12 protein-coding genes are annotated in these 11,816 nt (G+C 72.7%); all 12 read right to left on the reverse strand.

All coding sequences use genetic code 11. The features are described 5' to 3' along the window. Window positions 1-7 precede the first annotated feature (7 nt). The 12 genes from mnhG to H6H00_RS31430 all read right to left on the reverse strand — a co-directional run bounded on the left by mnhG (window position 8) and on the right by H6H00_RS31430 (window position 11,798). On the reverse strand, window positions 8-373 hold the full coding sequence (mnhG, locus tag H6H00_RS31375) for a monovalent cation/H(+) antiporter subunit G (protein ID WP_255425483.1): 366 nt from the start codon (window positions 371-373) through the stop codon (window positions 8-10). After that, window positions 370-648 (reverse strand): MrpF/PhaF family protein, encoded by a 279-nt coding sequence (locus tag H6H00_RS31380; RefSeq protein WP_344735338.1) that lies wholly within the window; start codon window positions 646-648, stop codon window positions 370-372. The genes mnhG and H6H00_RS31380 overlap by 4 nt, the downstream gene beginning before the upstream one ends. After that, complete coding sequence (locus tag H6H00_RS31385; RefSeq protein ID WP_185719241.1) at window positions 636-1,166, reverse strand: Na+/H+ antiporter subunit E; 531 nt, start codon at window positions 1,164-1,166, stop codon at window positions 636-638. Before H6H00_RS31385 ends, H6H00_RS31380 begins: the two co-directional genes overlap by 13 nt. Then, window positions 1,163-2,716 carry a Na+/H+ antiporter subunit D gene (locus tag H6H00_RS31390; RefSeq protein WP_255425484.1) on the reverse strand — a complete coding sequence of 518 codons (1,554 nt, stop codon included), beginning with the start codon at window positions 2,714-2,716 and terminating at the stop codon, window positions 1,163-1,165. Before H6H00_RS31390 ends, H6H00_RS31385 begins: the two co-directional genes overlap by 4 nt. After that, the gene (locus tag H6H00_RS31395; protein ID WP_185719242.1) at window positions 2,713-3,186 is read right to left on the reverse strand and encodes a Na(+)/H(+) antiporter subunit C; all 474 of its coding nucleotides are present in this window, start codon (window positions 3,184-3,186) and stop codon (window positions 2,713-2,715) included. The genes H6H00_RS31390 and H6H00_RS31395 overlap by 4 nt, the downstream gene beginning before the upstream one ends. After that, window positions 3,186-3,731 (reverse strand): MnhB domain-containing protein, encoded by a 546-nt coding sequence (locus H6H00_RS31400; RefSeq protein ID WP_185719244.1) that lies wholly within the window; start codon window positions 3,729-3,731, stop codon window positions 3,186-3,188. Before H6H00_RS31400 ends, H6H00_RS31395 begins: the two co-directional genes overlap by 1 nt. Further along, complete coding sequence (mbhE, locus tag H6H00_RS31405) at window positions 3,728-6,067, reverse strand: hydrogen gas-evolving membrane-bound hydrogenase subunit E (RefSeq protein ID WP_185719246.1); 2,340 nt, start codon at window positions 6,065-6,067, stop codon at window positions 3,728-3,730. The genes H6H00_RS31400 and mbhE overlap by 4 nt, the downstream gene beginning before the upstream one ends. Window positions 6,068-6,419: 352 nt before the next feature. Continuing rightward, window positions 6,420-6,674: a hypothetical protein gene (locus H6H00_RS31410; protein ID WP_185719248.1), complete on the reverse strand. Its 255-nt coding sequence runs from the start codon at window positions 6,672-6,674 to the stop codon at window positions 6,420-6,422. A 29-nt stretch (window positions 6,675-6,703) separates the two neighbouring features. After that, window positions 6,704-8,386, reverse strand: a complete 1,683-nt coding sequence (locus H6H00_RS31415) for a sodium:solute symporter family protein (RefSeq protein WP_185719250.1) — start codon at window positions 8,384-8,386, stop codon at window positions 6,704-6,706. Between the two features lie 129 nt (window positions 8,387-8,515). Further along, window positions 8,516-9,007 carry a GNAT family N-acetyltransferase gene (locus H6H00_RS31420; RefSeq protein ID WP_185719252.1) on the reverse strand — a complete coding sequence of 164 codons (492 nt, stop codon included), beginning with the start codon at window positions 9,005-9,007 and terminating at the stop codon, window positions 8,516-8,518. 79 nt (window positions 9,008-9,086) lie between these two features. After that, window positions 9,087-11,174, reverse strand: a complete 2,088-nt coding sequence (locus tag H6H00_RS31425; RefSeq protein WP_185719253.1) for a malate synthase G — start codon at window positions 11,172-11,174, stop codon at window positions 9,087-9,089. Window positions 11,175-11,219: 45 nt separating this feature from the next. Continuing rightward, window positions 11,220-11,798, reverse strand: coding sequence for an RNA polymerase sigma factor (locus H6H00_RS31430; protein ID WP_255425901.1), 579 nt, complete (start codon window positions 11,796-11,798; stop codon window positions 11,220-11,222). Between the last annotated feature and the right edge of the window lie 18 nt (window positions 11,799-11,816).

The following is an 11,816-nucleotide window of genomic DNA, read 5'->3' on the forward strand; positions in this document are numbered from 1 at the left end:
GGTCACCCTATGACGGCGGGGGTTCCGGTCCCTCGCGCGGCATCCGCGGCGCCAGCTCGTCGACGACGAGCAGCCGGGGCTGCACCGACCCGCCGTTGTACGCCGACCGCCCGACGAGCTGCGCGATGACCGGCGCGGTGATCAGCTGGAACACCGCGACGAGCAGCAGCGTGACCGCGCTGTCGAGCGGCACCCGCAGCGCGGCCCCGGCGAGGATGAGGAACAGCCCGAGCGTCTGCGGCTTCGTGGCCGCCTGCATCCGGGACAGGACGCTGGGCAGGCGGACCAGGCCGATCGCCCCCAGCAGGCACTGCGTCGCACCGGCCAGCAGCAGGACCGCGGACAGGACGTCCGTGACGGCGGCGGGGATCACCGGTGCCACTCCCTTCGCTCGGCCAGCCGCGCGGCCGTGGCGGACCCGACGAACGCCAGCAGGGCGAACGCCACCAGCAGCGGGATGTTCGAGCCGTCGCGGAAGTACGCCACGTACACCGCGGTGGCCCCGATGATGAGGACGACGAACACGTCGAGGGCGGCGATCCGGTCGAGCGTGTCGGGGCCGCGGAACAGGCGCACGAGCGTGAGCAGACCGGCCAGGACCATGATCCCGAGCACGATCACGTAGACGGTGTCCATCAGCGCGAGCACGCCCTCTCCAGCTCCAGAGCCGCCGCGTGCTCCTCCGGTGTGCCGAAGGCCGCGAGCACCCGCCGCTGGATGCCCAGCGCGGACCGGCGGGCCGTCTCGACCCCCGCGGCGTCGCGCGGCCCGACGACGTAGATGTACCAGCGGCTCTGCCGCAGGTCCATCTGCAGGACCAGCGTGCCCGGCGTGAGCGTGTAGGCCCCCGCGACGAGCGCGACGACGCGGTCGGAGCTGCTCAGCAGCGGCAGGTCCAGCACCGCGCCGAGCGTCCGCGGCCCGTGCCGCAGCGTCTGCCGGCTCACCTCGGCCGAGGACACCACCAGGTCGCGCGCGAGGAACCCGACCAGCCGCAGCAGCGCCAGCGGCCGCACGGGCAGCCGTCCCTCGACCGCGCCCGGCCGCCAGATCCCGGTGATCACGTACCCGACCACCACCCCGCCGACGATCGTCAGCAGCGTGAACGACCCCCACAGCAGCACCCACACCAGCGTCAGCCACGCCACGCTCAGCGCCCGGTTCATCGCTCCGCCCCCAGCACCGCGGCGATGTAGGGCTCGCGGTCGAGCAGGTCGACCCCGGCCCGCCCGGTGACCGACGTCAGCGGCCCGGCGAACGCCGCGATCGCCAGGCTCACCACGACCAGCCCGGCCGTGGCCGCGAACATCGGCGTGGGCGTGCGCGACGTGCCCACCAGCACCTCGTCGTCGGGATCGTCGTCGGGCAGCGCGGCCTTCGGCTCGCCCCAGAACACGCGCACCCACACCCGGGCCAGGGCGTAGAGGGTGAGCAGGCTGGCCACGACCACCACCCCGGCGACGACGGTGGGCCACAGCCCGGCCGCCGCGCCGGCCTGCAGCAGCGCCAGCTTCGCGACGAACCCGGCCGTCGGCGGCACGCCCGCGAGCGTGAGCGCGGGGACGGCGTAGAGCGCGGCGAGCCACGGCGCCGTGCGCAGCAACCCGCCCATCTCGTCGAGCAGGACGGTGCCGGTGCGCCGGGTGATCAGACCGCTGACCAGGAACAGCGTGGCCAGCACCGTGATGTGGTGCGCGGCGTAGAGCGCGGCGCCGGACACCCCGGCGGCGTCGAACACCGCGAGCCCGAACAGCATGAACCCGATGTGGCTGACCAGCAGGAACGACAGCAGCCGGTTCATGTCGTTCTGCGCGAGCGCCCCGAGCGCCCCGATCAGCATCGTGGCGGTGGCGATCACCAGCAGCAGCGCCCAGGGCTCCTCGCGGGGGAAGAGCAGCGTCTGGGTCCGCAGCATCGCGTAGAAGCCGACCTTGGTGAGCAGGCCCGCGAACAGCGCCGCGACCGGGCCGGGGGCGTTCGGGTAGCTGTCGGGCAGCCAGAAGTGCAGCGGCACCATCGCGGCCTTGATCCCGAACACCAGCAGCAGCATCAGGCCGAGGACGGTGGCCAGGCCGGGCGGCAGCAGCTCGACGCGGCCCGCGAGGTCGGCGAGGTTGACCGTGCCGGTGGCCGCGTAGACCAGCGCGATCGCGGTGAGGAACAGCAGCGAGGACAGCAGGCTGACCGTCACGTACGTCATCCCCGCGCGGATCTTCTTCGCGCTGGTGCGCCGGGTGATCAGGACGTAGGACGCGGTGAGCATGACCTCGAACGCCACGAACAGCGAGAACAGGTCGCCGACGAGGTAGGCGAGCGAGACGCCCGCCGACAGCATGAGGTACATGGGATGGAACGTGGTGCTGGCGGTGCCGCGGCCGTAGTCGGCGATGCGCTGGTCGATCGCGTAGACCAGCACCGCGAGCGTCACCAGCGTGGAGACCAGCAGCAGCAGCGCCGAGAGCCGGTCGGCCACCAGCGCGATCCCGACGGGCGCGGCCCAGCCGCCGAGCGAGGCGACCACCGGCCCGGACCCGTCGCTGACGACGAGCAGCACGCCGGCGATCGCCGACACCGCGAGGAGCACCACGATGCCGACGACGCGCTGCAGCGTGGGCGAGCGGCTCCCGATGACGGTCACGGCCGCGCCGAGGATCGGCAGCAGCACGGGGAGGGCGAGCAGCCACGCGTACGGGCTCGTGTCGACGGCGGGGTTCACCGGGCCGCCGTCTCGAGGTCGTCGTCGGCCTCGTCGTCGTCGGTCCCGTCGTCGTCGGACGGGCGGTCGCGGTCGGCGTGGTCGTGGTCCTCGTCCAGCGACGCCGACGGCATCCGCTGGGTGGCGATGCGGCGGTCCTCGACGTCGTCCTGCACCTCGTCGTGGCCGACCAGCACGAACGACCGGTAGCCCAGCGCCAGCAGGAACGTGGTGAGCGCGAAGGTGATCACCACCGCGGTGAGGGCGAGCGCCTGCGGCAGCGGGTCGGTGATGGCCCCCACGATGCCCGTGCCGAGCACCGGAGGGGCCCCGGGCGGGCCCGCGGCGATCTGCAGCAGCAGGTTGGTGCCGTGCCCGAGCACGACGACGCCGAGCAGCACGCGCATGAGCGAGCGCTGCAGCAGCAGGTAGAAGCCCGCGGCGAACAGGGTGCCGACCGTGAGCGCCATGATCACGTTGATGGTGGTCATCAGGGGCTCTCCCCCGCGTCGTGCATGTCGCGGTCGATGCCGGCGCCGAGCGAGCGCAGCAGGTCGAGCACCACGCCCACGATGAGGACGTAGACCCCGACGTCGAGGAACAGGCTGGTCTGCGTGGAGACGGTCCCGACCAGCGGCAGCGTCGTCTCCAGCTTCGCGCTGGACAGCACCGGAGCCCCCAGCGCCAGCGGCACCAGCGCCGTGAGCACCGAGATCGTGAGGCCGGAGCCGATCAGCACCGGCGGGCGCACCGACACCACCGCGCCGAGCCCGACGTCCCCGCCCGCGATGTAGCGCAGCACGAACGCCAGGCCCGCGACCAGCCCGCCGGAGAAGCCGCCGCCGGGCGAGTAGTGCCCCACCAGCAGCAGGTACAGCGAGAACACGAGCATCGTCGGGAACAGCGTGCGGGTGGCGACCTCGAGCAGCAGCGTGCGGTCGTGCCCGTCGCGGCAGCGCCCGGAGAGCAGCCAGCCCTCGACGGGGCGGTCCCACTCGTCGAACGGGACGGGATCGGTGTGGACGGGGTCGGTCATCCGAGCACGTCCTTCTCGTGGGAGGGGGTGCCGCTGCCGCTGCCGCGGCCCCGGTCGTAGCGGGTGGCGAGGACGAGGCTGGCGACGCCGGCCGCGGCGACGAACAGCACGCCGATCTCGCCGACGGTGTCGAGCGCCCGGAAGTCGACGATGATCGCGGCGACGATGTTGTCGGCCCCGGCGCCCTCGGGGGCCAGCGCCACGAAGTCGTCGCTGGCCGACGCCGGACCGACCCGGGCGCCGGACAGCACCACCGCCACCCCGGCGACGACGGTGCCGCCGACCGCGGCCAGCGCGGCCTTGAACACCTGCGAGCGCCGCGGGGACGCCTGCTCGGTGAAGTGCGACGGCAGCCGGCGCAGCACGAAGACGAACGCCACCAGCGACAGCGTCTCCACGAGGAACTGCGCGAGCGCGAGGTCGGGCGCGCCGTCGACGACGAACAGCCCGCCCACGCCGTAGCCGATGACGCCGACGAGCAGCACCGCGGTGAACCGGCGCCGGGCGCGCACCACCGCGACGGCGGCCACCACGACCGCGATCCCCAGCGGGACCTGCGCGATCTCGTGGTAGAAGACCTGGTCACCGGGCCACGTGCCGCCGACGATGGTGGCCGGGGCGAGGAACAGCACCACCACGGCCAGGATCGTGGCGAGGTAGGCGGGCAGGGAACCCACCTGCAACCGCCCGGTGACGCCGACGGCCACGCGCTCCAGGCCGGCCACCGTGTTCTCGTAGCCGTTCTGGGCGCTGAGCGGGCTGCGGTGCGCGAGCTTCTTCACGCGCCTGCGCTGCACGTGCAGGGCGAGACCGCCGCCGAGGGCGATCGCCGAGAACAGCAGCGGCAGGCCGAGGCCGTGCCACAGCGCGAGGTCGTAGTCGGCCTGCTCGGCGTCGACGGGCACGTACTGGTCGGCGTAGGGGCCCGCCAGCGCGTCGACGACGGGGGCGACGAGCCCGAGCGCGAGCCCGCCCAGCACGCACAGCCAGACCGGTGCGGTGAGCAGCGGCCCCGGCGCGTGCACCGGCGTCGCGTCCTTCCCTGCCTTGTCCGCGAACGCCCCCCACACGAACCGGGCGCTGTAGGCCGCGGTGAGCACCGAGCCGACGAGCAGCCCGATCGCGATCGCCCAGCTCCGCGCGCCCTCCTCGGCGATGAAGGCCTCGAACGCGGTCTCCTTGCCGATGAACCCGAGCAGCGGCGGCAGTCCGGCCATCGACGCCGCGGCGAGCACACCGGCGATCGCGAGGCCGGGCATCGACCGGCGCAGGCCCGAGAGCCTGCGCAGGTCGCGGGTGCCGGTGGCGTGGTCGATCGCCCCGACGATCATGAACAGCGGGGCCTTGAACAGCCCGTGCGCGAGCAGCATCCCGATGCCGGCCAGCGCCGCGATCCGCCCGCCCGCGCCGAACAGGACCATGAGGAAGCCGAGCTGGCTGACGGTGCCGAAGGCGAGCACCCGCTTGAGGTCGGTCTCGGCGAGCGCCCGCCAGCCGCCGACGAGCATCGTGCCCAGCCCGACGACGACGATCGGCACCCACCACACCGCGAGGTCGGCGAACCCGGGCGACAGGCGGGCCACCAGGTAGACCCCGGCCTTCACCATCGACGCCGCGTGCAGGTACGCGCTGACGGGGGTGGGCGCGACCATCGCGGCCGGCAGCCACGGGTGGAAGGGCAGCTGCGCCGACTTCGTGAACGCCCCGAGCAGGATCAGCAGCAGCGCCACCGGGACCATCCCGCCGCGCGGCGGGTCGGCGAGGATCTCCGAGATCCGGTACGTGCCCGCCGCCTCGCCGAGCAGCACGAACCCGAGCAGCATCGACAGCCCGCCCAGCACCGTGACCAGCAGCGCCTGCAGGGCCGCGCGCCTGCTCTCCCGCTTGTCGCCGCGCTGCCCCACGAGCAGGTACGACGTGATCGAGGTGAGCTCCCAGAACACGTACAGCGTCAGCAGGTCGTCGGCCAGGACGAGGCCGAGCATGACGCCCGCGAACGTGAGCACCAGCGCGGCCGAGCGGGTGGCCTCCTCCGACGTGGGTCCGAAGTAGCCCGCGCTGTAGACGAGGATCACCGCGCCGAGGCCGGAGACCAGCACGATCATCGCCAGCGCGAGCGCGTCGAGGCGGAAGCTCAGCTCCAGCCCGAGCGTCGGCGCCCAGGCCACCGACTCGGTGACCCCGGCCCCGAGCACGGTCCCCACCTGCGCCAGCGCCCACAGCAGGGTGACGGCGGGCAGCACGGCCGCCACGAGGAACGCGAGGCGGTGACCACGGGCGGAGGCCAGCGGGAGCAGCAGCGCCACGACGAGGTGGGCGACGACGAGCGCGAGCACGCCACTCCTCTCGGTCGGGGCCGGGCAGGCGTCACCGTCGTCGGCGTGGGGACACCGGCGACGGTCGGGGACTTGTTGACCACCACCCTACCGGCGGTGCTCGTCGGCTCCGAGCAGCGAACGACCCGTGAGGGGGCTCACGCTGATCTGCTGGAACGATTCAGAAGATCGACGCGCTGTACCTGACGTGACTGCTTCCACCACCTTCCGTCAGCTCCTCCGCCGCCTCGACGCCTGGACCCTCACGGTGTTCAACCCGCGCCTGCCCGCCGACACCCGGCGCTGACGCCCGCGCACCCGGCCGCCCGCGCACGTCCTGCGTGCGCGGGCGGCCGGTGCGTGCGCGGCCCGGTCAGCCCGTGATCGTCGGGCGCAGGCGCTGCCAGGTCACGAAGATCGCGGCGACGACGAGCATGCCGATGCCCGTCCACAGGTTGATGTCGACGCCGCCGGACTTCGCCAGCTGCTCGGGGCTGCCGCCGAACAGGCCGAGCAGGGTGAGGATCACGCCGTAGACGCCGAACAGCACGGCGATCACGGTGCGCAGGTCGAACAGCGAGCCGGCCGCGCTGCGCGGCGCGGCGGTCGGGGTGTTCTCGTCCGTCATCGGGTTGCCTCCCATGGCACGAGCGGGTCTCAGGGCACGAGCAGGTAGAGACCTGCGGTCAGGGCCAGGACGATCCCGCCGAGCAGCGCGGGCGAGCGGTACCAGCCGGCGTCCTCACCGGTGGTGGAGTGGCTGCGCTCCGCCTTGGAGGTGAGCGACCACACCAGCCCGACCAGCTCGGCGTCGGGCTTGGGACGGGTGAACGACGTGACGATGACCGCCACCACGATGCCGACGACGAACGCCGCGCTCGCCCCGACGAAGCTGCCCGCCTGCGACGACAGCTCGAGCACGCCGGTGCGGACGAGCACGTCGATCGTGACCGCGGCGATCGTGCCGGACACCAGGCCCGTCCAGCCCGCCGGTCCCGTCATCCGCTTCCAGAACAGCCCCAGGATGAAGATCGCGAACAGCGGGGCGTTGAAGAAGCTGAACAGGGCCTGGATGTAGTCCATGATGTTCTGGTAGCTGCCCGCCAGGAACGCGGTGCCGATCGCGAGCAGGCAGCCGACGATCGTCACGGTGCGCCCCACCCGCAGGTAGTAGGCGTCCTCGCGGCCCGGCCGCAGCCAGTCCTGCCAGATGTCGTAGGTGAACACCGTGTTGAGCGAGCTGACGTTCGCCGCCATGCCCGCCATGAACGCGGCCAGCAGCCCGGCCAGCGCCACCCCGAGCACGCCGTTGGGCAGCACCTCGCCCATGAGCAGCTGCAGGGTGTTGTTGTAGGTGACGCCCTCGGCCCCCGCCCCCGCCTTGAGGTCGGTGAGCTGCGGGACGAGCACCGCGGCGATGATGCCCGGCACCACGATGACGGCCGGGATCAGCGCCTTCGGGAACGCCGCGATGATCGGCGTGCGCCGCGCGGCCGACATGGACTTGGCCGACAGGCAGCGCTGGACCTCGGCGAAGTTCGTCGTCCAGTAGCCGAAGCTGAGCACGAACCCGAGCCCGAACACGATGCCGACCACCGACAGGAACGGGTTCTGGATCTCGGTGAGCTCGGTGCCCGGCCACGCGGAGAGCTGCTCGGCCCCGCCCGGCCCGGCCGTGACCTTCTCCACGAGCCCGTTCCAGCCGCCGACCCGGGCGAGCCCGGCCACCGTCAGCGGGATGAGCAGCGCGAGGATCACGAAGAACTGCAGCACCTCGTTGTAGATCGCGGCCGACAGGCCGCCGAGGAACGTGTAGCTGAGCACAACGAACGCGGCCACCGGGATCGCGACGCCCAGCGACCAGCCGAGCAGCGCCTCCAGCACCAGGCCGAGCGCGAACAGGTTCACGCCCGCGATGAGCACCTGGGCCAGCGCGAACGTCACGGCGTTGACGCGCTGCGTGGTCTCGTTGAACCGCTTGCGCAGGAACTCCGGGACGCTGCGGGCCTTGCTGCCGTAGTAGAAGGGCATCATCACGATGCCGAGGAAGACCATCGCCGGTACGGCGCCGATCCAGTAGTAGTGCACGGTCGCCATGCCGTACTGCGCGCCGTTGGCGGTGAACCCGATCAGCTCGATCGCACCGAGGTTGGCCGAGATGAACGCCAGGCCGGTGACCCAGGCCGGGAGCGATCGCCCGGAGAGCAGGAAGTCGAGGCTGGAGTTCACCGAGCGCCGGGCGGCGACCCCGATCCCCAGCGCCAGTACGAAGTAGAAGACCACGAACACGTAGTCGACGAACGTGGTGTCGAGCCGCAGGTCGGCCTGCGCAGAGATCATCCGTTTCCCCCGGGGCGTCGATGCCGTGGGGCGGATCATGGACCCCGGATCCGGACTCCGCCAGGGGGGCTGGGCACTTCGTCCCGATCGTCCGGTTCGGCCTGGTCAGGTCAGGTCCCGGGGCGGGCCTCAGGGGACGCGGGCGCGCAGGAGCTTGGCGAAGCAGCGGCTGTCGGGCTCGCCGCGGTAGATGCCGAACGTCGACATCGGCTCGTAGCCCTCGCTCGCGTAGAGCGCGAGGGCCTCGGGCTGCTTCGTGCCGGTCTCCAGGACCGTCCGGACGCGGCCGGCCGCCGCGGCGGTGCGCTCCAGCTCGGCGAGGACCAGCCGGGCGTACCCGCGGCCGCGGTGGGCCGCGGACACGTACATCCGCTTGAGCTCCGCGTCGCCGTCGCGCAGCTCCGGGTCCTCGCCCGCGTCGCGCGCCCGCCACCCGCCGCTGGCGACGGGGGTCCCGTCGACGTAGCCGACGAGGAAGAACCCGCGCGGCGCCGCGAACTCCGACGGGTCCAGCGGCGTGAGGTCCTCGTCGCCGTAGCGCTCGCGGTAGAAGGCCTGGACCTCCGCGATCAGGCGCAGGGCGTCGGGGTGGTCGAAGGGGACGGGACGCAGATCGAGCACCCGTCGACCCTACGACGGCGCCCGGTGGGGTCGTGCGCGGAGACGGTGGCCGGGGCCACCGTTTCCGCGCACGGGCGACTCAGGCTCCCGCCTTCGCCTTCTGGCGCCAGGTGGTCAGGGCGCGCTCGGTGTAGCCGTTGGGCTCGGCGCGCCCGGAGAACACCAGGTCCAGCGCGGCCTGGAAGGACGGGCTGCCGTCGAGGTCCTTCGCCATCGGCGCGTAGCCGGGCTCGCCCTCGTTCTGCCCGTCGACGACCTCGGCCATGCGCGCGAAGGTCTCCCGCACCTGCTCCTCGGTGACCAGGCCGTGGTGCAGCCAGTTGGCGATGAGCTGGCTGGAGATCCGCAGGGTGGCGCGGTCCTCCATCAGGCCGACGCCCTCCAGGTCGGGCACGGTCGAGCAGCCGATGCCCAGCCCGACCCAGCGCACGACGTAGCCGAGGATCGACTGGGCGTTGGTCTCCAGCTCGTGGCGCTTCTCCTCGTCGGACAGCTCACCGGTCTGCACCGGGACCTCCAGCAGCAGCGCGCGGTCGGTCGTGCGACCGGCCAGCTCCTCCTGCCGGGCGTGCACGTCGGTGCGCAGGTAGTGCAGCGCGTGCAGGGTCGCCGCGGTCGGCGAGGGCACCCACGCGCAGTTGGCGCCGGCCTGCGGCTGCGCGCCCTTCTGCTCCAGCATCGCGGCCATCGCGGCGGGCTTGGCCCACATGCCCTTGCCCACCTGCGCCTGGCCGACGAACCCGGCGGCCAGCGCCACGTCGACGTTGCGGTCCTCGTAGCCGGTGAGCCACGGCGTCGACTTCATGTCGTCCTTGCGCACGACCGGACCGGCCTCGAAGTCGGTGTGGATCTCGTCGCCGGTGCGGTCGAGGAACCCGGTGTTCACGAAGATCACGCGGTCCTGCGCGGCCTCGATGCACGCGGCGAGGTTGAGCGAGGTGCGCTTCTCCTCGTCCATGATCCCGATCTTGACGGTGCGCGGCTCGAGCCCCAGCGCCTCCTCGACGGCCGCGAACAGCTCGACGGTGAGCGCCACCTCCTCGGGCCCGTGCTGCTTGGGCTTGACGATGTAGACGCTGCCCGCGCGCGAGTTGGAGTGCCGGCCGAGCCCGCGCAGGTCGTGCAGCGCGGCGGTGACCGAGACCAGCGCGTCGAGGACGCCCTCGGCGACCTCCTGGTCGCCGGCGTGGACCGCGTTCGTCGTCATGTGGTGGCCGCAGTTGCGCACCAGCATCAGCGAGCGGCCGGGCAGGACCAGCTCCGAGCCGTCCGGTGCGGTGTAGGTGCGGTCGCCGTGCACGCGCCGCTCGACGGTCTCCCCGCCCTTCTCGAACGACGACACCAGCTCGCCGGTCATCAGGCCGAGCCAGGTGCGGTAGGCCTCGGTCTTGTCCTCGCCGTCGACGGTGGCGACGGAGTCCTCCAGGTCGACGATCGTGGTGACCGCCGACTCCAGCACGACGTCGGCCACGCCCGCGTGGTGCTGGCGGCCCACCCGGTGCTCGGGGTCGATCCGCAGCTCGACGTGCAACCCGTTGCGGCGCAGCAGGATGACGCCGTCGGCGGAGCCCGCGAACTGCGCGGGATCGGCGAGCGCCGGCGTCAGCACGCCGTCGGCCACCTCGTAGGACGTGACGTCGGCGTGGCTGCCGGACGCGAGCGGGAACAGCTCGTCGAGCAGCTCGTCGGCGGCCGCGATGACCTGGGCGCCGCGCTGCTCGTCGTAGCCCTTCGCCAGCTCGCGGTCCAGCGGCAGTGCGTCGGTGCCGTAGAAGGCGTCGTAGAGCGAGCCCCAGCGCGCGTTGGCGGCGTTGAGGGCGTAGCGCGGCACCGTGGAGGGCACGACGAGCTGCGGGCCGGGCACCTGGGCGATCTCGGCGTCGACGCCGGAGACCTGCACGCGCGGCGCTCCCTCGGGCAGCAGGTAGCCGATCCCGGTGAGAAACTCCGCGTAGGCGGAGGCGTCGCCCGCACCGTGCTCGCGGTGCCAGTCGTCGACCTGCGCCTGCAGCTCGTCGCGGCGGGCGAGCTGCGCGGCGATGCGGGGCGCGAAGCGCTCCTGGAGATCGGCGAGGACGGTCCAGAACCGGTCCGGCTCGATGTCCAGACCGGGCAGGAGCTCCTCGGCGACGAACGTGCGCAGGGTGGGGTCGATCCGCAGGCTCATGCTGCTTTTCTACCATACGGATCAAGTTTTCCGCATCGTGGAATCCTAGGCCGTCATCCCGGAGTGCTCGAGGAGCGCGCGCAGCTCGCGCAGCGTCCGCGCGCGCGTCGGCCCCAGGCTCCCGACGGCCATCCCGAGGTCGTGCGCGATCTCGGTGTAGGGCCTGCGGTCGTCGGTGAACAGGGCGTCCATCAGCGCGCGGCGGCGCGGCGACAGCGCCTCGAGCGCGGTGCGCAGTGCGGCGCGCACCTCGTCGTCGACGACGCGGTCCTCGGGACCGGGCGCCGGGTCGGCCGCGGCGGCCAGCGGCTCCTCCACCGGCAGCGAGCGCGACCCGTGGCGCAGCAGCCGGATGCACTCCCGGCTCACGACGGTGGCCAGCCAGCCGCCGAGGTGCTGCGGGGTGTGGATGCGGTGCACGTTCTCGGCGAGCCGCAGCCAGGTGGCCTGGGCGACGTCGAACGCGTCCGCCTCCTGCAGCCGGAAGCCGCTGATCCGCGAACGCAGCAGCGGGGTGTAGCGGCGCACGAGCTCGCTCCACGCGCCGGGGACGCCCGCGGCGGCGGCCGCGAGGAGGTCGGTGGTGTCGCTACCGGATGGGGTGAACTGCTGGCTCGTCTGCATCACGGGGGCCCTTCAGGA

It is taken from the genome of Pseudonocardia petroleophila (assembly GCF_014235185.1).
GTDB classification, from domain to species: domain Bacteria; phylum Actinomycetota; class Actinomycetes; order Mycobacteriales; family Pseudonocardiaceae; genus Pseudonocardia; species Pseudonocardia petroleophila.

Coding starts and splice junctions, on each gene's coding strand:
- H6H00_RS31385 (WP_185719241.1), bottom strand. CDS start 1,166: ATGAACCGGGCGCTGAGCGTGGCGTGGCTGACGCTGGTGTGGGTGCTG.
- H6H00_RS31395 (WP_185719242.1), bottom strand. CDS start 3,186: ATGACCACCATCAACGTGATCATGGCGCTCACGGTCGGCACCCTGTTC.
- H6H00_RS31400 (WP_185719244.1), bottom strand. CDS start 3,731: ATGACCGACCCCGTCCACACCGATCCCGTCCCGTTCGACGAGTGGGAC.
- H6H00_RS31410 (WP_185719248.1), bottom strand. CDS start 6,674: ATGACGGACGAGAACACCCCGACCGCCGCGCCGCGCAGCGCGGCCGGC.
- H6H00_RS31415 (WP_185719250.1), bottom strand. CDS start 8,386: ATGATCTCTGCGCAGGCCGACCTGCGGCTCGACACCACGTTCGTCGAC.
- H6H00_RS31425 (WP_185719253.1), bottom strand. CDS start 11,174: ATGAGCCTGCGGATCGACCCCACCCTGCGCACGTTCGTCGCCGAGGAG.
- H6H00_RS31430 (WP_255425901.1), bottom strand. CDS start 11,798: ATGCAGACGAGCCAGCAGTTCACCCCATCCGGTAGCGACACCACCGAC.